24 protein-coding genes, 1 other RNA gene and 1 pseudogene are annotated in these 24,502 nt (G+C 57.9%); 15 read left to right on the top strand and 11 right to left on the bottom strand.

What is annotated here, in order from left to right; all coding sequences use genetic code 11:
- The 3 genes and pseudogenes from HMPREF2796_RS11510 to HMPREF2796_RS11820 form a co-directional block, all read left to right on the top strand.
- A partial coding sequence (locus HMPREF2796_RS11510) for a hypothetical protein (protein ID WP_246826982.1) occupies nucleotides 1-290 on the top strand: 290 nt, incomplete at its 5' end.
- 119 nt (nucleotides 291-409) lie between these two features.
- Entirely contained in the window at nucleotides 410-598 is a 189-nt protein-coding gene (locus HMPREF2796_RS04870) for an excisionase (RefSeq protein ID WP_070631404.1), read from the top strand.
- A pseudogene (locus tag HMPREF2796_RS11820) lies at nucleotides 568-1,608 on the top strand (Arm DNA-binding domain-containing protein); the annotation flags it as partial. The gene HMPREF2796_RS04870 and the pseudogene HMPREF2796_RS11820, both read left to right, overlap by 31 nt.
- A gap of 142 nt (nucleotides 1,609-1,750) precedes the next feature.
- Here HMPREF2796_RS11820 and ssrA read toward each other — a convergent pair.
- The 5 genes from ssrA to HMPREF2796_RS04840 all read right to left on the bottom strand — a co-directional run bounded on the left by ssrA (nucleotide 1,751) and on the right by HMPREF2796_RS04840 (nucleotide 4,440).
- Nucleotides 1,751-2,113: a transfer-messenger RNA gene (gene ssrA, locus HMPREF2796_RS04865) on the bottom strand.
- Nucleotides 2,114-2,393: 280 nt separating this feature from the next.
- Nucleotides 2,394-2,750: a 50S ribosomal protein L20 gene (gene rplT, locus HMPREF2796_RS04860; RefSeq protein WP_023888029.1), complete on the bottom strand. Its 357-nt coding sequence runs from the start codon at nucleotides 2,748-2,750 to the stop codon at nucleotides 2,394-2,396.
- A gap of 13 nt (nucleotides 2,751-2,763) precedes the next feature.
- Nucleotides 2,764-2,961, bottom strand: a complete 198-nt coding sequence (gene rpmI / locus HMPREF2796_RS04855; RefSeq protein ID WP_003823953.1) for a 50S ribosomal protein L35 — start codon at nucleotides 2,959-2,961, stop codon at nucleotides 2,764-2,766.
- Between the two features lie 150 nt (nucleotides 2,962-3,111).
- Entirely contained in the window at nucleotides 3,112-3,633 is a 522-nt protein-coding gene (infC, locus tag HMPREF2796_RS04850; protein ID WP_080674557.1) for a translation initiation factor IF-3, read from the bottom strand.
- Between the two features lie 294 nt (nucleotides 3,634-3,927).
- Nucleotides 3,928-4,440, bottom strand: a complete 513-nt coding sequence (locus HMPREF2796_RS04840) for an O-acetyl-ADP-ribose deacetylase (RefSeq protein ID WP_070631400.1) — start codon at nucleotides 4,438-4,440, stop codon at nucleotides 3,928-3,930.
- Nucleotides 4,441-4,719: 279 nt separating this feature from the next.
- Here HMPREF2796_RS04840 and HMPREF2796_RS04835 point away from each other — a divergent pair, with 279 nt between their 5' ends.
- Nucleotides 4,720-6,921 (top strand): primosomal protein N', encoded by a 2,202-nt coding sequence (locus HMPREF2796_RS04835; protein ID WP_070631398.1) that lies wholly within the window; start codon nucleotides 4,720-4,722, stop codon nucleotides 6,919-6,921.
- A gap of 264 nt (nucleotides 6,922-7,185) precedes the next feature.
- Here HMPREF2796_RS04835 and HMPREF2796_RS04830 read toward each other — a convergent pair whose 3' ends face one another.
- The 6 genes from HMPREF2796_RS04830 to HMPREF2796_RS04805 all read right to left on the bottom strand — a co-directional run bounded on the left by HMPREF2796_RS04830 (nucleotide 7,186) and on the right by HMPREF2796_RS04805 (nucleotide 14,822).
- Complete coding sequence (locus HMPREF2796_RS04830; RefSeq protein WP_070631396.1) at nucleotides 7,186-7,656, bottom strand: hemerythrin domain-containing protein; 471 nt, start codon at nucleotides 7,654-7,656, stop codon at nucleotides 7,186-7,188.
- 75 nt (nucleotides 7,657-7,731) lie between these two features.
- The gene (gene narI / locus HMPREF2796_RS04825) at nucleotides 7,732-8,418 is read right to left on the bottom strand and encodes a respiratory nitrate reductase subunit gamma (RefSeq protein ID WP_064086144.1); all 687 of its coding nucleotides are present in this window, start codon (nucleotides 8,416-8,418) and stop codon (nucleotides 7,732-7,734) included.
- Between the two features lie 24 nt (nucleotides 8,419-8,442).
- On the bottom strand, nucleotides 8,443-9,087 hold the full coding sequence (gene narJ / locus HMPREF2796_RS04820) for a nitrate reductase molybdenum cofactor assembly chaperone (RefSeq protein WP_064087783.1): 645 nt from the start codon (nucleotides 9,085-9,087) through the stop codon (nucleotides 8,443-8,445).
- Nucleotides 9,087-10,655 carry a nitrate reductase subunit beta gene (gene narH, locus HMPREF2796_RS04815; protein WP_003823940.1) on the bottom strand — a complete coding sequence of 523 codons (1,569 nt, stop codon included), beginning with the start codon at nucleotides 10,653-10,655 and terminating at the stop codon, nucleotides 9,087-9,089. The genes narJ and narH overlap by 1 nt, the downstream gene beginning before the upstream one ends.
- Before the next feature lie 72 nt (nucleotides 10,656-10,727).
- A complete protein-coding gene (locus HMPREF2796_RS04810; RefSeq protein WP_070631393.1) occupies nucleotides 10,728-11,072 on the bottom strand; it encodes a cupin domain-containing protein in 345 nt (114 codons plus the stop codon).
- Between the two features lie 63 nt (nucleotides 11,073-11,135).
- Nucleotides 11,136-14,822 (bottom strand): nitrate reductase subunit alpha, encoded by a 3,687-nt coding sequence (locus HMPREF2796_RS04805; protein WP_070631391.1) that lies wholly within the window; start codon nucleotides 14,820-14,822, stop codon nucleotides 11,136-11,138.
- Nucleotides 14,823-15,163: 341 nt separating this feature from the next.
- On the opposite strand from HMPREF2796_RS04805, the gene HMPREF2796_RS04800 reads away from it, so the two are divergent.
- The 11 genes from HMPREF2796_RS04800 (at nucleotide 15,164) to ribF (ending at nucleotide 24,443) form a co-directional block, all read left to right on the top strand.
- The gene (locus HMPREF2796_RS04800; protein ID WP_070631389.1) at nucleotides 15,164-15,592 is read left to right on the top strand and encodes a TOBE domain-containing protein; all 429 of its coding nucleotides are present in this window, start codon (nucleotides 15,164-15,166) and stop codon (nucleotides 15,590-15,592) included.
- Nucleotides 15,593-15,870: 278 nt separating this feature from the next.
- On the top strand, nucleotides 15,871-17,868 hold the full coding sequence (locus tag HMPREF2796_RS04795) for a TonB-dependent receptor plug domain-containing protein (RefSeq protein WP_070631388.1): 1,998 nt from the start codon (nucleotides 15,871-15,873) through the stop codon (nucleotides 17,866-17,868).
- Between the two features lie 392 nt (nucleotides 17,869-18,260).
- On the top strand, nucleotides 18,261-18,791 hold the full coding sequence (locus HMPREF2796_RS04790) for a DUF2478 domain-containing protein (RefSeq protein ID WP_070631386.1): 531 nt from the start codon (nucleotides 18,261-18,263) through the stop codon (nucleotides 18,789-18,791).
- A complete protein-coding gene (locus HMPREF2796_RS04785; RefSeq protein WP_083308647.1) occupies nucleotides 18,788-19,843 on the top strand; it encodes an ABC transporter substrate-binding protein in 1,056 nt (351 codons plus the stop codon). Before HMPREF2796_RS04790 ends, HMPREF2796_RS04785 begins: the two co-directional genes overlap by 4 nt.
- Before the next feature lie 195 nt (nucleotides 19,844-20,038).
- Nucleotides 20,039-20,356 (top strand): hypothetical protein, encoded by a 318-nt coding sequence (locus tag HMPREF2796_RS04780; protein WP_023888015.1) that lies wholly within the window; start codon nucleotides 20,039-20,041, stop codon nucleotides 20,354-20,356.
- Between the two features lie 72 nt (nucleotides 20,357-20,428).
- Nucleotides 20,429-20,734 (top strand): hypothetical protein, encoded by a 306-nt coding sequence (locus HMPREF2796_RS04775; RefSeq protein ID WP_070631384.1) that lies wholly within the window; start codon nucleotides 20,429-20,431, stop codon nucleotides 20,732-20,734.
- 94 nt (nucleotides 20,735-20,828) lie between these two features.
- On the top strand, nucleotides 20,829-21,386 hold the full coding sequence (locus HMPREF2796_RS04770) for a hypothetical protein (RefSeq protein ID WP_070631382.1): 558 nt from the start codon (nucleotides 20,829-20,831) through the stop codon (nucleotides 21,384-21,386).
- An 80-nt stretch (nucleotides 21,387-21,466) separates the two neighbouring features.
- A complete protein-coding gene (locus tag HMPREF2796_RS04765; protein ID WP_070631380.1) occupies nucleotides 21,467-22,087 on the top strand; it encodes a hypothetical protein in 621 nt (206 codons plus the stop codon).
- Between the two features lie 84 nt (nucleotides 22,088-22,171).
- On the top strand, nucleotides 22,172-22,474 hold the full coding sequence (locus HMPREF2796_RS11365; RefSeq protein WP_070631378.1) for a hypothetical protein: 303 nt from the start codon (nucleotides 22,172-22,174) through the stop codon (nucleotides 22,472-22,474).
- Between the two features lie 44 nt (nucleotides 22,475-22,518).
- Complete coding sequence (locus HMPREF2796_RS04755) at nucleotides 22,519-23,331, top strand: class I SAM-dependent methyltransferase (protein WP_070631375.1); 813 nt, start codon at nucleotides 22,519-22,521, stop codon at nucleotides 23,329-23,331.
- 173 nt (nucleotides 23,332-23,504) lie between these two features.
- Entirely contained in the window at nucleotides 23,505-24,443 is a 939-nt protein-coding gene (gene ribF / locus HMPREF2796_RS04750; protein WP_070631373.1) for a bifunctional riboflavin kinase/FAD synthetase, read from the top strand.
- Nucleotides 24,444-24,502: the final 59 nt, after the last annotated feature.

Here is a 24,502-nt window from a genome sequence, read left to right as displayed (position 1 = left end):
ACCAGCTACGCCAATCCAAAGTGACCTGTTATTCACTCAGTGAACAAAGGCTTTTCTACGTTTCAAACCGCCATATGGTCTGCCGATATTCATCCTTCTTTGAGAATGGGCTGAAAAAAATTTTAGGGCTTTTTACTGCTAATATAGTTGGTACCAATATAGGCAAAGGCAATGGATGCGCACCTGACATTGTTGCTTATCCCGACGGTAAATCACCCTCCCCCACGCAGTGTGGAACACAATCTGCCGTGGACAATGGATTAACTAAGCCGCTTAAAGGCGAACTTTAAATTTGGAGAAAAAATGCAAACAGAAAGACGACTCAGGTTACCTGATGTCCGCCACATGGTTGGCTACGGCACTACGACCACTTACTGCAAGTCCTAATTACTCATATGGAGGATTGAATATGCTGAACCAAATCCAGTTGAAACGTTACGCCGAATTGTCAGGCTATACAGAAAAGGCTTTAAGGGACAAAATCAGCACCGGTGTTTGGGTAGAGGGACTCCACTACTACCGTGCACCCGACCGCCACATCTTAATCAACGTAAAAGAGGTAGAAAAATGGCAACGAAACGAATGCCGACTGGCTTAGTTATTCGCGACCGTAGTATCAAAATATGGTTCATGTATCGGGGTAAACGATGTTGGGAAAGCCTGCCGCTCAAGCCCACCACCGCCAACATCCGGCACGCCACTAAACTCCGGGAAGAAGTATGTACCCGAATCGCCATAGGCGTATTCGACTACGCCGAATTCTTCCCCGACTCCAAACGGGCGGAAGAAACGGAGCGCAGCCCCACTTTCCGTGAGATGGCTGAAGCCTGGCTGGCCACCGTTAACCAGCTATCCCACTCCACCCTATCCCGCTATCGCGGCATGCTCAACAGCCACGTCCTACCCAAAATTGGCGACATACCGATAGACCGTATCCAGTACAGTACCCTAGCCGGGCTGCTGGCCACCTTAGACTGTAGCGCAAAAACTCGCAATAACATTGCCACCGTTATCCGGCAGCCGTTTGTTCTCGCGCTCCGCGACGGCAGGATAAAAGACAATCCTGCCCAACATCTGACCAATGCCAAAGTGCAGAAAGAGCCGCCTGACCCGTTCACGCTCGAAGAGGCCGAAGCCATCCTAGGCTACCTGAAAAATGAACCTGTGTTTCACAATTACTTCGAACTGGCCTTCTTCAGCGGTATGCGTACCAGCGAGCTCATCGCCCTCACTTGGCAGGACATCGACTTCCAGAGGCAGTGCGTACGCGTAAACAAAGCGTCCGTAGCTGGTAAGCTGAAAAGTACCAAAACCCACAGCTATCGAGACATCGAGCTCAATAGCCGTGCCTTGGAAGCCTTACGTAGGCAATGGCAAAGAACAGGGCTGGCAAGCGGATACGTTTTCATCAATCCGAAAACTGGTAGCCCGTTTGAGAACGACAAAGTGCCGTGGAGACCGTGGCAGCACGCTATAAAAATAGCGGGGGTAAGGTACAGGAAACCCTACAACACCCGCCATACATTTGCCACACTCAACCTCATGGCCGGAGCCAACCCCATGTGGGTAGCCCGTCAGATGGGACACAGCACCATGAAAATGCTACTTGAAAACTATTCCCGCTGGATTGACTTGGCCGACAAGCAGCGTGAAAAGTCCAAAATTGAGCAGCTTCTTAGTGGAAAATGTGCCAATAGTGTGCCAAAAAACACAGAAATGGAGATAAGTATAGGATACTTATCGGATATCTTGGTGGAGGCGGGGGGAATCGAACCCCCGTCCGGAAGTCCTCTACAGAGCGTTCTACATACTTAGTCATGTCTATTTAAAATCTCGTTCCTATCATGCCGACCGACAGGCCTTCTAGGAACCAGTTACCTTAAATCTCATTTCTCGCCAAGTAACCCGACGGGAAACCAGTCAATGTAGAATGACGTTGCAGTAGCTTACGCTACACAGCCCATTGACCAACTGCTGCAACGGCAGGCCTTAGGCGGCCAATGCGAAAGTTTCGTCGTTTGCGACTATTTAAATTCAGTGTTTTACGGGAAATCTGAGACCCCGGTATGCCCGCATCTGCTTCGCAACCCCCGTCGAAACCAAGGTCGCCCCCAGATAAAGGAAGGTGGATTATACGCTGCCTGCCAGCTTTGGACAATTTGTTTTGCCAGCCGCCCCTAAAGGCTACCTGAAAGTGCAACTTCAACAAGATGAACCGACGTCTTGGCGCAGCCAAAGCCTGGTTGCTGCGAAGCTAAAGCGTTGGCTTCGGCTAAGCGGATCGATGGCTTGGCATGGCCAAGGTTGAGTTGCCGCCCAACCTTCTTCTCGCATTTAATTTCCGCACAATAAAAAATCGGCCGGAAAACTCCGACCGATTTTCTAATCAGGCATTAGGCCAAAGCGGCTTTGGCTTTTTCAACCAGCTGCGCGAAAGCAGCTTTGTCGAATACGGCCAAGTCGGCCAATACTTTACGATCCAGCTCGATAGCGGCGCGTTTCAGGCCGTTCATGAATTTGCTGTAAGACAGGCCGTGCTGGCGGGCACCGGCGTTGATACGGGCAATCCACAGTTGACGGAACTGGCGTTTGCGCTGACGGCGGTCGCGGTAGGCATATTGGCCTGCCTTCATCACCGCCTGTTTGGCAACACGGTAGACGTTCTTACGACGGCCACGATAGCCTTTGGCCAGAACTAATACTTTTTTATGACGGGCACGTGCGGTTACACCGCGTTTTACGCGTGGCATATTTCAGACTCCTTTAAGCGTAGGGCAACATTTTGTGAACAGAAGCCACATCGCGCTCGTTTACCATAGCGGTACCGCGCAGCTGGCGTTTGTTCTTAGTGGTTTTTTTGGTGAGAATGTGGCGTTTGAACGCATGGGCGCGTTTGATGCCACCGTTGCCCAGCACTTTGAAGCGTTTCTTCGCACTGGATTTGGTTTTCATTTTAGGCATGGGAAAACTCCATTGATTTATCGGATTAGGCATCGGGAGGCTGCCTGCAACAGGCCGCGCTTAATACCCGAAACCACGGTTTTATGCCGCACACACAACACTGAAGCCGTTTCCCGCGTGCAGCGGAGCGGAAAACGGCGAATTATACGGTTACTTCTTCTTGGGTGCAACCATCATCACCATCTGGCGGCCTTCCATTTTCGGAAACTGTTCCACAGCGGCCACTTCGGCCAAATCGGCCTTCACACGTTCCAGCAGCTGCGCGCCCAAATGCTGGTGCGCCATTTCGCGGCCGCGGAAACGCAGGGTGATTTTCACTTTGTCGCCATCGGCCAAGAAGCGGGTAACGTTGCGCATTTTGATTTGGTAATCGCCTTCGTCGGTGCCGGGGCGGAATTTGATTTCCTTAATCTGCACCTGTTTCTGCTTTTTCTTGGCTTCGTCGCGTTTTTTCGACTGCTCGTATTTATATTTGCCGTAGTCCATCAGCTTGCAGACAGGCGGTTTGGCGGTGGGGGAAATCTCCACCAAATCCACGTCTTGCTCTTCGGCCATGGCCAGGGCTTCTTTCACGGTTACGACGCCGAGCTGCTCGCCCGTGCCGCTGATTAAACGCACTTCTTTGGCGTGAATTTCGCCGTTGATCCGTGCTTCGCGTTCTTGTGCGATGATGAATCTCCTATTAAGGTTAGTCTGGTGGCGCGCTTTGGCGCACCTGCTGTTCAGGTAGCCTGATGGGGAACGCTGTTCAACCTGGCCACCAAAACACTGTATTTTATCAAAAACCGCTGCGCTTGGCGCAACGCGCCCGCGATTATAGCAAGTTTCGCCGTAAATACACCAAAAACCTGCGTTTAGCCGCCCAAAACGATACTTCCCGCCAACAATCCAAGCAATCTGCACGAGCGATGTGCATAATTCTGCCTGCTTACTGCCAAACACATGCTATGCATCCGCCCGAATTTTTCAGGTAGCCTCCAGCAGTTGCTGATACCGTGCCGCATCTTGCTGTGAAAAACAACAGAACACCACGCGCTCTATCTGCGGGCATTGCGGCAGCGTTTCGCGCACAGCCTGCACTGCAATTTTTGCTGCCTCACGTGCGGGGTAGCCATACACACCGGTGCTGATACAGGGGAAAGCAATGCTTTGCGCACCCTGTTCCGCAGCTAGGCGCAACGAATTGGCATAGGCTGCGGCCAACAGCTCCGCTTCGTCATGCTGCCCGCCGCGCCACACCGGGCCGACCGTGTGCACCACCCAGCGTGCCGGCAGCCGGTAGCCCTGCGTGATTTTGGCCTCACCGGTGCGGCAGCCGCCCAGCCGGCGGCACTCTGCCAACAGCTCCGGCCCGGCGGCGCGATGTATCGCACCGTCCACTCCGCCGCCGCCCAATAGCGAAGAATTGGCGGCATTGACTATCGCGTCCACCGCCAGCGTGGTGATATCGGCTTGGCATACTTCCAAAGTGGCAGTCATATCGGTTTCCTTTGTTTTAAATAAGAGGCTACCTGAAATTGCCTCAGCCTTGCCGTAGTCTATTTTGCTGCGTTGCGGCAAAAGTTTTCAGGTAGCCTGATTCTCCGTTGGTACAATACGCCTAGTTTACTGCCCGCACTATCCAAAGGCTACCTGAAACCATGCTGCTATTTCCACTGCACCAACGCATCAGCTCCGTAGAGAAGTGCGCTTTCAGGTAGCCCTTCCTGTTTCAGGTACAATACCCGCCGTCTCCTTATTCATTCACTCCCAACCGCCGTGCCCTACTGCCAAGTTGCCCTCAATGTTCCGCTCGACACGCTGCTTACCTACCGTGCCGACCGTATTCCCGCGCCCGGCACCCGCGTGGCTGTGCCGTTTCGCGGCAAAACCGTGGCCGGTATCGTGTGGGGCGCGTGCGAAGAACCGGAAATCAGCCCGGCCAAAATCCGCCCGCTTGAGCAAGTGTTTAAACACGAGCCGCCGTTGCCCGCCGCCTGGCGCGAACTGATTGAATTTACTGCCCGTTATTATCACCACCCCATCGGCCAAACCGCCTTCACCGCCCTGCCAGCCGGCCTGCGCGAAGCCAAGCCCTGCCCGCCGCCGCAGCTGGAAACCTATTTTTCGCTCACCGATTTGGGGCGGCAACAACCCGCACCGCCACCGCACCACCGCCGCAAGGCCGCGCTGTGGCAGGCGCTGTTGGCCGTCGCAGTGAGCCAAAGCGCCGCCCGCACCATCGCACCGCAGGCTGCCGCCCAGCTGGCAAGCTGGCAGGCGCAAGGCTGGCTGGCAGCCGAAACCGACATCTTGCCCGCCCGCCTACCGATTCCGCCCTCGTCCGTGCCGCTCAACCCCGAGCAGCAGGCCGCAGCCGATGCGGTGGCGCAGGCGCAGGGTTTTGCCCCCTTCCTTCTGCACGGCATCACCGGCAGCGGCAAAACCGAAACCTATTTCGAAGCCATGGCCGCCGCGCTTGCAGCGGGCAAACAGGTACTGTTCCTGCTGCCCGAAATCAGCCTCACGCCGCAGCTCATCGCCCGCCTGCAGCAGCGTTTTGCCGACGTGCCGACTGCTGTGCTGCACAGCCAAACCGCCGCCGGCGAGCGTACCCAAGGCTACCTGAAAGCCATGTGTGGCCAGGTGCGGCTGGTGGTGGGCACCCGGCTGGCAGTGTTTACGCCGCTGCCGGATTTGGGGCTGATCGTGGTGGACGAAGAACACGATTCCTCGTTCAAACAAGACAGCGAACTGCGCTACCACGCCCGCGATTTGGCCGTGTGGCGAGCACAGCAGGCCGGCTGCCCGATTGTGCTCGGCAGCGCCACACCCTCGCTGGAAAGCTGGCACAAGACGCAAAGCGGCGGCTACCGCCTGCTCAGCCTGCCGCAACGCGCCCGTGCGGCAGCCCGCCTGCCCGAAATCCACCTAATCGACATCCGCCGCGAGCCCTTGGACCAAGGCTTCAGCCTGGCCGCTTTCAAGCTGTTGCAGCAAAATCACGCTGCCGGCGGCATGAGCATGGTGTACCTCAACCGGCGCGGCTTCGCCCCCGCCCTATTCTGCGGCGACTGCGGCCACACCTTCGGCTGCCCGCACTGCTCCGCCAAGCTGGTGCTGCACCAGCGCGCGCACCAGTTGCGCTGCCACCATTGCGGGCTGGCGGTGCCGATTCCGAAAAAATGCCCCGACTGCGGCAACCAAGACCTCACCGCCGTGGGCATCGGCACGCAGCGGGTGGAAGAAGCCCTGCGCGCGCAGCTGCCCGATGCCAAAATCGAACGGGTAGACCGCGACAGCGTTGCCCGCAAGGGTGACTGGCAACGGCTCTACCAGCGTATCGCCGCCGACGGCGTGGATATTTTGGTGGGCACTCAGATGCTGGCCAAAGGCCACGATTTCGCCCGCCTGAATTTGGTGCTGGTGCTCAATGCCGACGGCAGCCTCTACAGCGCCGACTTCCGTGCCCCCGAGCGGCTGTTTGCCGAACTGATGCAGGTGGCCGGCCGCGCCGGGCGTGCCGAGCTGCCCGGCCGCGTGTTCATCCAAACCCGACTGCCGGAGCATCGCGTGTATCAAACGCTGCTGCGGCAAAACTATGCCGACTTCGCCGCCGGCGAACTGGCCGAGCGCGAAAGTTTCGATATGCCGCCCTTCGCTCATACCGCCGCCATCCGTGCCGATGCCACCAATATGGCCGATGCGCTGGAATTATTGCGCCTGGCTGCCGAATGGGTGGCGAAACAAAGGCTACCTGAAAGCGCAGAAACCGAAGCTGCAAAAGTGCTCTGCCTCGGCCCGGTGCCCATGCTGCTGGCCAAACTCGCCGGCCGCGAACGCGCCCAGGTGTTTCTGGAAAGCTCCAGCCGCAAAGCGCTGCACCGGCAGGTTTCCCTCTGGCAGCAAGCCCTCGCCGCGCTGGCACGGCAGTTTGCTGCGGCCAGATGGTCGGTGGACATCGATCCCTTGGAGATGTGAGCTGCCTGTATTCGGTGTCAGCACCACGCATTCATAAAGGCTACCTGAAAATACCCCCACCCTTTCAATGGAGTATTTTTCAGGTAGCCTTGCTGCAATAAGCTGCCTTTAAGCTAAAACCGCCAAAGGCAGATAAGCTTTCTCTCCCCCCAGCGCCGCTATTCAAACCTGCTCCCGCCAAGCAGCCCGCTAGCCATTGGGCAGGAAAAAGGCTACCTGAAAACAGCAAATCTGTTTCAGGTAGCCTTTTCTACGTTCTAAGGGTTACGCCAACACGCGGGCAAACAAGATATTGTCTTCCAAATCGATGTGGTCACGCAGATCGTCCACCAGCTCTTGAGCCAGGCTGTAGAGCTGTTGCCAGCTGCGGCAGGCATCGGCTGGTGCTTGCAGGTTGTCTGTGATTTCCAACAGGCGTTCGATGGCGGCATCGTGCTCGGTGTGTTCGTGCATCATCATGCGCACGGGCATGGCGGCAGCGCGGCCAGCACCTTGTTTGAGCATCGGGAAGAGGATGCGCTCTTCCTTCATCATGTGGCTGAGCAACTCGTTTTGGATGGTGTGCAGCAGGGAAACCACCTCGGCCGGGAATTTGCCTGCGTGCACGCCGGCCACTTTTTCGGCTAGGGGGACGAGCTCGTCGAGCTGACGGCGGTGGGTGTCGTGATAGCGCGGCAGGATGTGGTCGATGATGTCGCTGTCGGAGGCGTTTTGCCAGAGTTCGTGATCAATCATGAGCGTGGTGTCCTTTATATGGTTCTATATAAAAATTTCAGGTAGCCTTCTGGAAGGCTACCTGAAAATATTGCCTTAGCGGCGACGTACCAGCTGCCAGGGGCGGAATACATAGAGTGCGCTGGCAAAACCGCTCCACACGTGCACCATACGGGTGAACGGGAAGATGAGGAAGAAGGTCATGCCCATGAACATGTGCAGTTTGAAGAGGATGTGCGCATCGGTAATGAAGCTGGCGGCTTCTACGCCACGGAAGGTAACAATGTGCTGCGCCCACTGCATGAGCAGGGTCATTTCGTGGCCGTCCATGTGGCCTGCGCTCACGCAGATGGTGGAGAGGCCGAGCACGAGGGTAACCAAAATCCACACCAGCAGCAGCTTATCGCGCCAGGTGCTGTTGATATTGATGCGGTCGATCGTGAAGCGGCGTTTGATCAGAATCAGCAGGCCAACCAGCGCCATGGTGCCGAAGATACCGCCGGCGGTCATGGCCAAAAGCTGTTTGGCCGCATGGCTCACGCCCAGGGCATGCCATACCCACAGCGGGGTGAGCAAGCCGACAAAGTGGCCGCCGAACACGGCTAATACGCCAACGTGGAACAGGATATTGCCTAGGCGCAGCTGGCCGTCATACAGCAGCTGGCTGGAGTCGCTCTTCCAAGTGTACTGCTCGCGATCGAAGCGCACGAGGCTGCCGAAGAAGAAAATTGCCAAACAAATATAGGGATAGATGGCAAAGAAGAAGAAGTGCAGGTTACTCATATCAAAACTCCCAAGCAGGTATGCTTACTTGCTTTTTGGATAAAATTGTACGGTTTGGATGCTCGGCTTGAGCAGGGGCTCGATACCGGATACGTCGGGGCCGAAGGTTTCCATGGCTTCGTCCATATCGCGCACGGGCGGCTCGGTTAGGGGCTGCGGCTCGACAGGGCTGAGCGCCACGATGTTCTCCAGCACGACGGCATAAGGCGAACCGGCGGTGCGCAAGTTTTTGCCGATATGGTTGATCACGTGCACGGCATCGCCGAGCAGTTTTTGCGCATCGGCAGGCGGAATATGGGCGAAAAATTCCAGCAGCGCGGGCAGGAAGTCGGGCAGTTCGTCGTCGCCCAATTCGAAGCCGTATTTGCGGTATTCTTCCAACAAATCCACCATGGCGCTGCCGCGGTCGCGGTCTTCGCCGAAAACGTGCTCGAAAATATACAGTGCATGCAGGCGGTTGCGGTCAAAGGTGGAAACGTATTCCTCCTGGATATGGCGCAGGCTGTTGCCGCCCAGATAATCCAGCAACGCTTGCAAACCCTCGCGGTGTGCGTCTAATTCGGGCATCTGGTCGAGTGCTGCCTGGAATTCAGGCAACGCCTCTACCAATTCGGCTTCCGGATAGCACAGCAGCGCCGAGAAGAATTTGTATACCGGATTGCCCTGCATCAGCGCACCCCTTTTTCGCGGTTTTCTTCCAAGTCCTTACGGCGGTCGAAGAAGATGATGGGCGAGGCTTTGGGTTTGCCGAACAGGCTTTCTTTGGTCATGCCGTCCGAGCCGCCGGAGCAGCCGTTGCCGAAGGAGAAGCCGCAGCTTGCTTTGTCTTCAAAGGTGTTTTCTACCTGTTCTTTGTGGCTGGTGGGAATCACGAAGCGGTCTTCGTAGTTGGCGATGGCCATAATCTGATACATGTCTTCCACCATGGCGGGGGTCAGGCCGGTGCCGTCCAAGGTTTGCTCCAGCGTTTCGCCGTGTACCACTTGGCCGCGTTTGTAGCGGCGCATGGCGATCATGCGTTCCAGCGCGTCTTTAATCGGCTCGATTTTGCCGGCGGTCAGCAGGTTGGCCAGATAGCGCAGCGGGATGCGCATTTCATCCACGCTGGGGATGATGCCGTTTTCACCCACCAAGCCGTTTTCGATGGCGGATTGGATTGGGGAGAGCGGCGGGATGTACCAAACCATCGGCAGCGTGCGGTATTCGGGATGCAGCGGGAAGGCAATTTTCCATTCCATCGCCATTTTGTAGACGGGCGATTTTTTCGCTGCATCGAGCCAGCTCTGGCTGATGCCCTGTTTCAGGGCTTCGCGCTGGATTTCGGGGTCGTGCGGATCGAGGAACACGCCCAGCTGCGCTTCGTACAGGTCTTGCGGGTTTTCTACTGAAGCGGCTTCTTCGATTTTATCGGCGTCATACAGCAGCACACCCAGATAGCGGATGCGGCCTACGCAGGTTTCGGAGCAAACAGTCGGTTCGCCCGCTTCGATACGCGGGTAGCAGAAAATACATTTTTCGGCTTTGCCGCTCACCCAGTTGTAGTAGATTTTTTTGTAGGGGCAGCCGGACACGCACATACGCCAGCCGCGGCATTTGTCTTGGTCGATGAGCACGATGCCGTCGTCTTCGCGCTTGTAAATACTACCGGATGGGCAGGAGGCGACGCAGGTCGGGTTCAGGCAGTGTTCGCACAGGCGCGGCAGATACATCATGAAGGTTTGCTCGAACGCGCCCATCATGTCTTTCTGGATGCCTTCGAACAGGGTGTCTTTGGCGCGTTTTTCAAATTCGCCGGCCAAGTCGTCTTCCCAGTTGGGGCCCCATTCGACCTTGTCCATTTTCTTGCCGGTGAGCACGGAAATCGGCCGCGCGGTGGGCGGGGTTTTCATGCGCGGGGCATTTTGCAGGTGCTCGTAGTCGTAGGTGAATGGCTCGTAGTAGTCGTCGATTTGCGGCAGGTTGGGGTTGGCGAAAATGTTGGACAGGATTTTCAAACGGCCGCCCTGCTTGGGCACGAGTTTGCCGTTGGGTTTGCGTACCCAGCCGCCGTTCCATTTTTCCTGGTCTTCCCAGTTTTTCGGGAAGCCGATACCGGGCTTGGTTTCAACGTTGTTGAACCAGGCGTATTCCACGCCGTCGCGGCTTGTCCATACGTTTTTGCAGGTAACGGAGCAGGTGTGGCAGCCGATACATTTGTCCAAGTTCAGCACCATGCCGACTTGTGCTCTGATTTTCATGATGTGTTCCTTAAATGATTGGTCTTTTTCAGGTAGCCTTCCTTTTGGCTCTTAAGGCTACCTGAAAAACGGTTATGCCTTTTCGAATCCGGCTTTCGGACTGACAATCGAAACCAAGATGCAGTCTTCCTGGCCGCTGTTGCGGGCGCCGTGGATTTGGTGGTCGCCCACCACTACGCTATCGCCTGCGCGGATGGTGCGGCCGCTTTGCGCGTCGTCCACCAGCTCGGCTTCGCCCTGCAGCACAATCCAAATATCCGCGCCGCACGGGTGGCGGTGGGCGGGCAACATGGTTTGCGGCGGAATCTGCCACAGCACCATGTTGTCGTGTTGGTCTTGATACAGCACGGTGCGCACGGCTTCGGAGGGGGTTTCCTTCAAATAATCGGAAAAACGGATAATCTGCGGGAGCTTCATGGTTTTGTTCCTTATCTGGTTTTCAGGTAGCCTTTGGTTTAGCAGAAGGCTACCTGAAAAACCTTATGCCTGATCGGCGGGTTCGTCCATCCAGTCGATGTCCTTCATCTTGCGGACAATCACCCACTCGTCGCGGTTGGAGCCGACCGTGCCGTAATAGTTGAAGCTGTACGCCAGCTGCGCATAGCCGCCTATCATGTGGGTCGGATTCAATACCGCCTTGGTTACCGAGTTGTGGATGCCGCCGCGTTTCTTGGTGGTTTCCGCCGCAGGCGTGTGCACCAATTTTTCTTGAGCGTGATACATCAGAATCATGGTTTCAGGAATACGCTGGCTCACAATCACGCGGCAGGCGATCGAACCATTGGTGTTGAACACTTCCACCCAGTCGTTATCCACCAACCCTGCTTTCTTGGCATCGATTTCAGAAATCCACACGTGCGGGCCGCCGCGAGAGAGCGTGAGCATGCGCAGGTTTTCCGAATAGGTGCTGTGGATACCCCATTTCTGGTGCGGCGTGAGGAAGTTGAGCGTGATTTCCGGATTGCCGTTGGGCATTTTGCCCAAGAGTTTCTTGGTGGTTTTGGTGTCCACGGCGGGGCGGTACACGCAGAAGGCCGCACCGAAATCGCGCATCCATTTGTGGTCTTGGTAGAACTGCTGGCGGCCGGTGAGCGTGCGCCACGGAATCAGCTCGTGCACGTTGGTATAGCCTGCGGTGTAGCACACTTCTTCGCTCTCCACGCCCGACCAAATCGGCGAGGTAACAATCTTGCGCGGCTGGGCGACGATGTCGCGGAAGCGGATTTGCGTGTGCTCGCTGGCATTAATCAGATGCGTATGGTCGCGGCCGGTGATTTTGCCCAGCGACTGCCAAGCTTTTTTCGAAACGTGGCCGTTGGTTTCCGGCGCCAGGGTCAAAACCATTTCGGCCGCATCGATGGCGGTTTCGATTCTCGGCTGGCCTTTGCCCGCACCTTCAGGCTGCACGCCGTTGAGTTTGCGCAAGAAGTCCACTTCGTGCTTGGTATCCCACGCCATGCCTTTGCCGTTGTTGTTCACTTTTTCCAGCAAGGGGCCGATAGAAGTGAATTTCTCATAAACCGCACCGTAGTCGCGTTCCACCACGGTCATCGCGGGCATGGTTTTGCCCGGAATCGGCTCGCACTCGCCCAGTTTCCAGTCTTTCGGGTCAAAGGGCTGGCCGAGTTCCTGCGGGCTGTCGTGCATCAGCGGGGTGAGCACGATGTCTTTGCGCACGCCCAGATAGTCTTTGGCCAGCTCGCTGAATTTTTTGGCCAGGCCTTTATAGATTTCCCAGTCGGACTTGCTCTGCCACAAAGGCTGCACCGCTTCGGTAAACGGATGGATGAACGGGTGCATGTCGGACGTGTTCAGATCGTGTTTCTCGTACCAAGTGGCGGTCGGGAAAATCACGTCGGCGTACAGGCAGGTGGTGTTCATGCGGAAATCTAGGAGCGTGAACAAATCCAGCTTGCCTTCCACGCCTTCCCGCTGCTTCACTTCGGCCGGCTTCAGGCAATCGTCTTCGTCGCTCATCAGGCCGTTTTGCGTGCCGAGCAGGTATTTCAGGAAATATTCGTGGCCTTTGCCGGAAGAGCCCAAAATGTTGGAGCGCCAAATAAACATATTGCGCGGCCAGTTTTTCGGGTTTTCCGGATCGTCGCAAGACATCTCCAGCGTGCCGTCCTTCAAACCTTTCACAGTGTAATCCACAGGATTCATGCCGGCTTTTTCGGCCGCATCGGTTATATCCAGCGGATTGGTTTCCAACTGCGGCGCGCTCGGCGTCCAACCCATGCGGGCAGCTTTGGCGTTGTAGTCGATCATGGTCAGGCGGCGCATATCGTCGCCAGCGTCGGACGTAAGTAACTCATCGGCGGACACGGTTTCGTGGCGATACTGGCCGGTGTGACCGTAGAAGAATGAAGTACCGGCCATCTGGCGCGCGGGGCGGTGCCAGTCGAGCGCGAAAGTCAGCGGCGCCCAGCCGGACTGCGGACGCAGTTTTTCCTGTCCCACATAATGGCACCAGCCGCCGCCGGACTTGCCGATGGTGCCGCACATCATCAGCATGTTGATCAGGCCGCGATAGTTCATGTCCAGGTAATACCAGTGGTTCAGGCCGGCGCCGACGATAATCATCGAGCGGCCTTTGGTATCGTGCGCGTTTTGGGCGAACTCGCGGGCTACCTGAATCACGCGTTCGGGAGCGACGCCGGTGTGTTTTTCCTGCCATTTCGGCGTGTAGGGCTTGTCGTCAAAATAGTCTTTGGCCACGTTCTCGTCGCCCAAGCCGTTGTCCACGCCGTATTGCGCCACCAAAAGATCGAACACGGTGGCCACCAGCTGGCTGCTGCCATCGGCTAAAGTAACGCGTTTTACCGGCACTTTGCGGAAGGTTTTTTCTTCGTCGAACTCACCGCCGAAGTAGTCGAAACCAACGCGTACCACGTCATCGGCGCACGCCTTCAGCGACAAGGCTGCCTGAACATCTTGGTCATCCTGTGCCTTAGTTTCCAAATTCCATTTGCCGCTGCCGTCCCAACGGAAACCGATGGAGCCGTTGGGCAACATCAGGCTGTCGGTTTTCTCGTTCCAAGCCAGCACTTTCCAGTCGGGATTTTTCTCTTCGCCGAAGTTGTCGCTCAGATGGGAGGCGCGCAGAGTGTATTCCGGGCGATACCCTTCGCCATCTTCTTTCAAGCACACCAGCACCGGCATATCGGTCAGGCGGCGGCAGTAATCTTGGAAATAGTCGGAAGGATTATCGATGTGGAACTCTTTGAGGATAACGTGCCCCATCGCCATCGCCAGCGCAGCATCCGTGCCTTGGCGCGGCGCGAGCCAGATGTCGCTGAACTTGGCCATTTCGCCGAAGTCGGACGACACGGCAACAGTTTTGGTACCTTTGTAGCGCACTTCTGTGTAGAAGTGGGCGTCTGGGGTACGAGTCATCGGGATGTTGGAACCCCAGACCAAAAGATAGTTGGAGTTGTACCAGTCGGCGGATTCGGCCACGTCGGTCTGCTCGCCCCAAGTCTGCGGCGAAGCAGGCGGCAGGTCGCAATACCAGTCGTAGAACGACAGCGGCACGCCGCCGATCAAACCAAGATAGCGCGCGCCTGCAGCATAGCTGATCATTGACATGGCAGGAATCGGCGAGAAGCCGATAACACGGTCGGGACCGTATTTCTTAATGGTGTAGCAGTTGGCTGCGGCCACCATTTCATAAGCTTCGTCCCAATTAGAACGCACAAAGCCACCCAAACCGCGCTGGGATTTGTAGGACTTGGAGCGCTCAGGGTCTTCCACAATCCACTTCCATGCTTCGATCGGGTCTTTGGTTTTGCGTGCTTCGCGCCACAGTTCGGCCAGCGCGCCGCGCATCATCGGATATTTGATGCGCTGGGCAGAATAAACATACCAGCTGTACGATGCACCACGCGGGCAGCCGCGAGGTTCGTGATTGGGCAAATCCGGGCGGGTGCGCGGATAGTCGGTCTGCTGGGTTTCCCAGGTGATGATGCCGTTTTTAACGTAGATTTTCCACGAGCATGAACCGGTACAGTTCACGCCGTGGGTAGAACGGGCGATTTTGTCGTGCGACCAGCGGCTGCGGTAGGCATTTTCCCACTTGCGGTCTTCGTTGGTTAAAACGCCGTGACCGTTAGAAAACGGCTCGCGCTTTTGCCTGAAGAAGGTCAGGCGATCTAAGAAATGGCTCATGTGCAATCCCTATGTGTATGCTTTGCCAGCAAAAACCATGCAAAGGCCTTCCTGTGCAAAGCTATTCTCAAAACCGAAATACTTTTATACTCAGTGGATTGAACTATAAAACAAGCAAGCATTAAAGAACATGCTTCCAATAGGTTTAATTGCCATTCATTTGGTGGATATAAATTAATCCGAAAGAACTAGTTCAAAATAATGATTGCCAATACATCATTATAAGAGTAGCTGATGGCATGCCTATTCGGCTAGAATTGCACTTCCTTCCAACTCAAGCCGAATTATGGCATTATTCACGTTTAATTATGTTTATGGAAAATAACAAAAGTAACTCTCTTATGAAAACCAGTGCCCGTAACCAACTGCCCGGCAAAATCACTGCCGTCAAACACGGCCCCGTTACCAGCGAAATCACACTCCAGCTGGCCAACGGCATGAGCCTCGTCGGCACCGTAACCGAAGAAAGCTGCCGCGAGCTGGGCTTGGCGGAAGGCGGTTTGGCCACCGCGCTGATTAAAGCCAGCAACATCATCGTGGCCACCGACCTGCACCCGATGAAGCTCTCCGCCCGCAACCAGCTCGCTGGCCTTGTTACCCATGTTGAACGCGGCGCCGTGAACTCCATCGTCAGCATCGACATCGGCGGCGGCCTCATCCTCACTGCCGGCATCACCATGCAAAGCACCGAAACCCTCGATTTGCACCCCGGCCAAAAGGTTACCGCCATTTTCAAAGCCAGCAGCGTGATTTTAGGCGTAGTCGCTTAATAATCATCCAAACAAGAGCCACCAAAGGCTACCTGAAAACATAGTTTCAACCGAATTATGTTTTCAGGTAGCCTTTTTTCGTTTGGCAAAATAGCGGCTGCATAGCAGATTACTCTTGAATCAAAACAAGGCCGGGGCAGCGCCTATACAGTTAAACTTGATCTGCTATTTATCGCCCTACACCACAATTCTATCTAATCCCTTCGGCTGATGGCATATGTTCAGTGAGCAAGTTAGATTCACTCAATCTTAACTAAACTATACACAAGCCATTATATATGTCTCCCCGTTTCTCCCACAACGCCATCCTGCTCGGCCTGCTTGCCTTGGCCGCCGCACCTCAAGCCTTTGCCGACAGCACCAGCCCCGAAGAGCAATCTTTCGAATTAGGCCAGATCACCATCACCGGCCAGCGTACCCGCAGCACCGATGCTGGCGAACGTACCCTTACCGCCGAAGACATCCGCCGCAACAATAGCCAAAACATCGCTGAAGCACTCGAGCCCCTGCCCGGCGTAAACATCGACTTTTCCGGCGGCCGCAACGAAACCGGCCTGCGCGTGCGCGGCTACGATGCCCGCCAAGTGCCGCTGTTTCTCGACGGCATCCCGCAATACGTCCCCTACGACGGCTATGTGGACTTCGCCCGCTTTCTCACCCCCGGCCTCTCGTCAATCCACGTAGCCAAGAGCGGCGCTTCGCTAATGTACGGCCCCAATACTTTGGGTGGTGCGATTAACCTAGTCACGCGCAAACCAAGCAAACCGTTTGAAGGCGACATCAATATCGGCTTCGACGATACCGTTGGCCACAACCTGTCGGCCAACTTCGGCTCCAATACTGGCCGCTTCTATGTACAGGGCGGTTTCGCTTATTTAGACTCCGACCGCTTCCGCCTGCCGCACCATTTCCACGACCCGAAGCGCAGCCCCACCGACACCGGTTCCTACCGCGAAAACGCCGCCCGCACCGACCGCCACTATTCGCTCAAACTAGGCTTCACCCCCAACCTGACCGACGAATACGCCATCGGCTACAGCGGTATCCGCAGCGAAAAACAGCAGCCCGTTTATGTCGGCACTGCCAACGTAGACGCCCGCTACTGGCGCTGGCCGTATTGGGATAAAGACAGCTACTACTTCATCGGCAACATCGGCCTTGGCGAAGCCAACCGCCTGAAAATCCGTGCCTACCGCGACACCTACAAAAACGGCATGCAAGCATACAGCGATAGCAGCTACCTCGTGCCCGATGGCGACATCAGCGTCTACAAAGACCGCACCACCGGCCTGAGCATCAACTTCTCCACCACTGCATGGCAAAACCAGCTGTTGCAAGTCGGCTACCAATATAAAACCGACCGCCATCACGAGTTCAAAGATAACCAAGTTTTCCGTGATGCCGCCCACCAAATCGCCGTCGAACACCAAATCGACTTTACTCCGGCCTGGCGGCTGCGCAGCGGCGTAGATTATGAGCGCCTCGCCACCAAAGAGCTGCCCGCCACGTTTAACAGTGGCAAAACTTCTTCGGTAAACGGCCTGCTGGAACTGAGCTACCACCCGAACGAAAACCACAGCTTCTACGGCACGGTATCGAGCAAATCACGTTTTCCCAGCCTGAAAGACCGCTATTCTTACAAGCGGGGGCGCGCCATCCCCAACCCCGACTTAGAATCTGAGCGTGCCAACCACATCGAATTGGGCTGGCGCGGCAAACCGTGGGCTGGCGCAGAAGCCGAAGCTGCCGTGTTCTACAGCCGCCTGCGCAACGAAATCCAAAACGCCTACGTACCCGACCCCACCGGCCGCACCTGCCGCCGCTCCCCAGTGCGTGGCTATTGCCAGCAAACCCAAAACATCGGCCGCACCCGCCACACCGGCATCGAGCTCAGCCTGCGTCAAGACATCGGCAGCCAATGGACGCTCGGCGCCGCCTACGGCTACCTGAACCGCAAAGACCTCGGCAGCACCGACACCCCAATGCTGAACACCCCCAGCCACAAACTATCAGCCTATGCCGAATACCGCCCCATCGAGCGCGTCAGCCTGCACGCCTCCGTGCTGGCCGAAACCGGCCGCAAATCCTCCTACGGCAACAACACGCGCACCCTCGGCGGCTACGCAGTTTACAACGCCAAAGCCGTTTGGCGTATCCGCGAAGGCATGAGCTGGGAAGCCGGCGTAGAAAACATTGGCAACCGCCATTACGAGCTGAGCGATGGCTACCCCATGCCTGGCCGCACCTGGTTCACCAATCTGCGCTACGCGTTTTAAACAGTAAACGGCCTGCATTTTCAGGTAGCCTGATGCTTCAGGCTACCTGAAAGCACAACTGCAACAAAATCATAGCGGATTCAATTCAACTTTCGATTACAAGGCAATGCGCCACAGGCAGCGCGTGCATACGGCAAGGCCAACCCACGCCGTAGCGGAAATTCGATTTATCCGCTATAAGCTGCCGCCTGCACACATGAAATAGACAGCGCCGCTGCACGGCGGCACAATATTCGGTAGCCAGAAGCTCCTTGCCGGAGTCCGATAAAGTATCGATGGATACAGCAGGCTTGCCCCGTTTTCAGGTAGCCTCTCCTAAAGGCTACCTGAAAACCTAAAATACTAAAATTGCAGTAAAGTTCAACTCCATCTAGTCCAAGCCGGTTCCGACCATGAACGATTTTTCCACCGCTGCCGTCCTCTACAACGACGAAGGCGATGCCGCCACCGCCGCGCTGTGGCACACCGCCACCGAACTGCGCCGTCTCGGTTTCCACCTAGGCGGCCTGCTCAATCCACTGGACAACCAAGGCCGCCACATCAATTCCCGCCTCGTTTCCATTGCCGACGGCGTGGAATTTTCCATCTTCCAAAACCTCGGCAGCGGCTCGTCCGGCTGCAAACTTGATGGCGGCAGGCTGGCCGCAGCGGGCGCTGCGGTGCGCGATGCCGTCCAGGCGCAAGCTGACTTAGTCTTCATCAATAAATTCGGCCACGCCGAAATAGAAAACCGCGGGCTTTTAGCCGAATATCTTGCCGCGGCCGCCGCAGGCATCCCCGTGCTCACCACCCTGCCCTGCGCCTATTTAAATGACTGGCGCAACTTCTGCGATGGCGAAGGTGTTGAACTGGCCGCTGATGCCGATGCCATTACTGCCTGGGCGCTGGCCGCCATCGCCGAAAGGCGCGGAGCCGGCGCATGATCAGCCGCCGCGATTTCCTCCGCGGACTGGTTGCCGGCAGCCTGCTGCTGGTCGGCTGCCGCCCCAATGAAGACGATGCCCCCGCAGCCCCCGCCCTCTCCCAACCCGCCTCCGACCTGCTGCACAGCTTCGGGCTACCTGAAAGTAATACCAGTTCCTTCCGCCGCCTGTATGCCGCCGGGCCGCCCGCCGAAGTGCTGCTCTATGCGCTGGCACCGGAGCGCCTCATCGGCTGGACGGTGCAAAAACGACCGCAGGCACTGGCTATGCTGAGCGAAGCCTCCCGCCACCTGCCCCCGCTCGGCGGTATCAACGGGCGCGGCTCGCCCGTATCGCTCGAACGCCTACTGGCAGAAAAAATCGATGCCGTAGTAGACGTGGGCGTAGTGAGCGAAGCCACCGTTTCCACCGCCCAGCAAACCGCCAAACAGCTCGGCGTGCCCTACCTGCTGCTGGAAGGCAGGCTGGCGCAGTCGGCAGAACAAATCCGCCAGCTGGGCAGCCTCATCGCCTCGCCGCACACCGAACGCCTCGCCGCACTGGCCGAACAGGCACTCGCCTTCGCACAACGCGAAGCCGCCGCCCGCAGCCGCCCCGTCAGCGTTTATCTGGCTCGCGGCCGCGACGGGCTGGAAACCGGCCGCCGCAACTCCATCCACACCGAAGTGGCCGAACTGTTGGGCGCACGCAATGTGGGCGACACACTCGCAGGCGGCGGCCTGGCACAGGTTTCCATCGAACAGATCATCCTGTGGCAGCCCGACTGGATTCTCACTCAAGAAGCCGATTTTGCCGTTCAGGTAGCCCGCAACCCGCTGTGGAAAAACGTGAACGCTGTGCGCGAAGGCCGCATCGGCCTATTGCCGCGCCTGCCCTACGGCTGGATCGACGGCCCGCCCGGCATCAACCGCCTGCCCGGCATTTACGCACTGGCTGCCATCCTCTCCGGCCAGCCGCCGGCACGCTACCGCGAACAGATCCTATCCCTGTTCGAAGCGCTGTATCACCACCGCCCCGACCCCGCGCAACAACGCCTGCTCGGGCTGGCCTAAACAGCCATGCCGACCCCGTGTTCCAGCAGTCCGGCACAGCATAATAGAAGGCGCTTTCGCTGAAACTCCGCTTTCAGGTAGCCTTTTTCCGCCCGAACATTCTCTCTAAAGCCCTTCGGCTATAGACAACTTCCCCGCCAAACGGCACAATGCGGCTTCGTTCCTCATTCATCATATTTCAAAAGGAAATCACAAATGAAAAAATATCTGTTTGCCGCAGCCGTATTGGCCGCCGTTGCCGCTCCTGCCGCCCAGGCCAAAACCCTGCAGCAAATGCGCAACGAATTCGTGAGCGCCTGCACCGAGTCTGCCACTTCCGGAGGCAGCTCCCTGAACCAGCAAATGGCCCGCACCCTCTGCTCCTGCACCTTCGACGAAACCGGCAAACAATATGGCACCCGCTGGAAAGCCACGCTGGATGCCTACGACCGCACCGGCAACGACCCGCAGTTTGAAAGCCGTATGCGCCGCAACACCGAAGCGTGCATCAACCGCCACCTCAACCGCCGCTAAACGGCACACAGGCAGCCCGCTGTTTTGCAGGCTGCCTAATTTTTATTCTTCACTCATCCACATCAAAATATTATGTTTAAAAAACTCCTCCCCGCCCTATTCCTGCTTGCCCTCATCCCTAGCGCCGCCGCCAATGGCCCTACCTACAGCACGCGCGATTTGTTTATCAGCCGCTGCACCGGCGAAACCGCAACCACCGGCATTTCCCGCCAATCCGCAGCCAATATCTGCGCCTGCACTTTCGACCAAATCAGCAGCCGCTACGGCAACAACTGGCCGCAAGCCCTCGACAGCCAAGACATCGGCAGCAAACCCGAACTCACCCGCTTCATCGACACCGCCACCCGGCAATGCGTCTCCCGCCATGCACCCCGCTAAATGCGGCATGATTCAAACCCACTTTTCAGGTAGCCTTTCCGTCATCATAAAGGCTACCTGAAAACACAAAATCCACTGCTTAAGGAAACTCATCATGCTTATTCGCCGCCTGTTCCCCGCAGCCATTGTCCTCACCGCCTGCCATACCACCGGCGGCAACACCACCAACCAAACGCCCACCACCCCGCGCAGCAGTTTCGTCAACGCCTGCGCCGACAACGCCGCCGAATGGCGGATGACCCCCAACCAAGCCGCAGGCGTTTGCGCCTGCGCCTACGACAAAGTCAGCAGCCGCTACGGCCACAACTGGATTCGCCAGCCCGCCAACCCCAACACCCCGCTGGGCCGCTATTTCATCAGCAGCGTGCGCCAATGTGCCGCCCGCCCCAACGCCCATGCCAACCCCAACCGCCGCAGCATTGCCAGCCACCGCAGCGCCTTCCTCGACCTCTGCACCTCCAGAAACATCGGCACCCCCGCCCAAACCCGCCGCATCTGCGCCTGCACCTACGACACCCTGCGCAGCCGCTACACCGCCGCCCAATGGCAGCAACATATCAACAACGACACCAACCCCGACCGTGATCCCGTGCTCAACCGCCGCATGAATGAAGCCGCCAATACCTGCGTACGCCGCCACCTCTCCCGCTGAGTTTCAGCCCCAACCCTTTTTCAGGTAGCCTCAAGCCGGCAGAGGCTACCTGAAAACCACAGCCGCCAAGGAAGCCCGCCATGAAACCCATCCTCCTTGCCCCAGCCCTCCTCCTACTGACCGCCTGCATCCTCAACCCGCAGACTTATCCCGTGCTCAGCCCGGCCGATGCCGCCTACGATGCTGCCAACCGCTCCGTCCGCACCGGCGACGAGCGCAGCCGCATGATTTCCTTCTGCATCGACTACAATGCCAACCGAGGCATGCCGGCCGACCTTGCCGCCAAACGCTGCGCCTGCACTTACGACATTGCCCGCCCCCAATTTACCGACGCCCAATGGCGCCGCCCCAGCACCAACCCCAACTCCCGTTATATGCGCCGCATGGATGCCGCCGTCCGCCAATGCAAGCGGCTCTACCCCACCGCAGATGCCCGCCCCAACCCACCCCATATCAGCCTAAGTCAGTACCGCCGCGCCTTTATCGACCTCTGCGTCCAGCAACCGTTCAACCAACAACTCAGCCGCAACCAGTCCGTTCGTCTTTGCACCTGTACCTACGATAATTTGCGCAGCCGCTACAGCACCCGCGAATGGCAACAATTCATCGACAGCGGCCGCAACCCCCAGCACGACCCCGTATTTAAACGCCGCATGGGCGAAGCCACAGCCGCCTGCATGCGCCGTTACAACGCTTATTAAACTTCAAGCGCCAATCCAACTTTCTTTTCAGGTAGCCTCAAGCTGGTAGTGGCTACCTGCCCCCAGCCGCTAAGGAATCCTGCTATGAAACCCATCCTCTTTCTATCCGTTCTACTCGCCCTTACCGCCTGCGCCTCCAATTCCGCGGTCGGCACTTCCCGCAGTGGCTTCATCGCCCAATGCACCTCGCGGTTCAACAGCCGCGCCAACACCGCCCAGCTGCGCCGTCTATGCGCCTGCACCTACGACACCCTGCGCAGCCGCTACAGCGCCCGCGAATGGCAACGCGTTACCAGCGCCTACGACCGAGGCCAAAGCAATCCCGTCCTCGAACGTCAGATGAGCGCTGCCGCAAACAGCTGCGTCCGCCGTTATCCCGTGCGCTGAATTTACAGCCAACTCCCTTCACCACATCCTTTTCAGTTAGCCCCATGCCCCAGCCCCGCCCCCTGCCCGCCGACTTCGCCGCCGCCTACCGCGAGCGCATGGCCGAACTCGGCTTCAGCGAAAAGCCCGCCGCCGAATGGGACGACAAAGCTCCCAGCTTCAGCGCCAAAATCCTCCAGCCCAGCCCCTACGCCGATGCCTTTATCGCCCGAATGCACCTCCGCCCCGGCGACACCCTGCTCGACGTCGGCTGCGGCCCCGGCACCCTCGCCCTGCGCCTTGCTCCCAAAGTGCAGCACCTCTACGGCCTCGACTACAGCAGCGCCATGCTCCGTTGCCTGGAAGCAAACGCCCAAGCCGCCGGCCTTACCAACATCACCCCCATCCACCTGAGCAAAGAAGACAGCTGGCACAACGTACCCGTGTGCGACATCGTCGTTTCCTCCCGCAGCGGGCTCGACCGCGACCTTGCCGCCCTCTTTGCCAAACTCAGCGCCCACGCCCGCCGCAGCGTGTATTTCACCATCCTAGCCGACGGCCATTTCAACCCGCCCCAAATCAGCCGCCTGCTCGGCCAAGAGCGCAGCCCCTACCCCGGCTACATCTATGCCCTCAACATCCTCTACCAAATGGGCTACGACCCCACCCTCAGCTACATCACCACCCCCGGCCGCCTCGCCGACTGCACCCAATTGCCCGACTTCCTGCAACGCATGGCCGCCGCCTACGGCGCGCTCACCCCCGAACACACCCAACTCCTCACCCAATTCTTCCACCGCCACCACAGCCAATTCGCCGAAGCCCCCTTCGCCATGAAATGGGCACTCCTGAGCTGGAATACCGAAGCCGCCGCATAACAAGCGGAAACAGAAAGGCTACCTGAAAACCTCCGCTGCAACGCCGTGCAAATCAACACACGGCGTCCCGCTAGGCCAAAAGTTTCAGGTAGCCTTATCGCCACTCATACCGCACCGGATGCTTTAATCCGCCCTTCCCGCTACAATAGCCCCTTTTTCCCACCCCGCCCTCCATGAACATCCGCTTCGGCAACACCGCATTCCGCCCGCACCCGCACGGCAGCGCCGTGACCATCGGCAATTTCGACGGCGTCCACCTCGGCCACCGCCACATCCTCGAACGCCTGCGCCATGAAGCCGACGAGCGCGGCCTCGCCGCCGTGGCCATCGTATTCGAACCCCAGCCGCAAGAATTTTTCAGCCGGCAGCGCGGCGCGGAAAAACCCTTCCGCCTCAGCCCCTTGCGCGAAAAACTGCGCCTGCTGCGCGACACCGGCTGCCTCGATGCCGTCTGGGTGCTGCGTTTCAACGCCCGCCTCGCCGCCGTATCCGCCGCCGATTTCATCCGACACCTGCTCATCGAACAGCTGCACACCCGCCACCTGCTCATCGGCGACGACTTCCGCTTCGGCGCCGGCCGCCAAGGCGATTTCAGCCTCCTCAGCCACTGCCCCCATTTCACCACCGAACGCACCCCCTCCGTGATGGTGCAAGACGTGCGCGCCAGCAGCACCCTCGTGCGCCAAGCCCTCAGCGAAGGCCGCCTCGGCTACGCCGCCAGCCTGCTCGGCCACCCCTATTCCCTCAGCGGCCGCGTGAAGCACGGCGCCAAGCTCGGCCGCACCATCGGCTGCCCCACCGCCAACCTCCACCTCCCCCCGCACCGCTACCCCCTCGGCGGCGTATTCGTCATCGCCGCCCACGGCGCATTCGGCACCCGCTACGGCGTGGCCAGCTTCGGCCAAAATCCCACCGTGTCCAGCCTGCCCACGCAAAAATTGGAAGCCCACCTTTTCGACTTCGCCGACAATCTCTACGGCCAACGCCTGCGCATCGACTTCCTGCACAAACTGCGCGACGAAACCAAATTCCCCGGCCTGCCCGAGCTGCAGGCACAAATCGCCGCCGACATCGCCCACGCCCGCGATTGGCTGGCACAACACCAGCTATAACCCCGCCATCGGCATGGTAGCCGCCGCCCCGCAGGCTACCATGCCGCACATAAACGATA

It is taken from the genome of Eikenella sp. HMSC071B05 (assembly GCF_001811325.1).
Taxonomy (GTDB): Bacteria; Pseudomonadota; Gammaproteobacteria; order Burkholderiales; family Neisseriaceae; genus Eikenella; species Eikenella corrodens.
The sequence above is the reverse complement of the archived record's forward strand: the minus strand, read 5'-3'. Positions and strand labels throughout refer to the sequence as shown.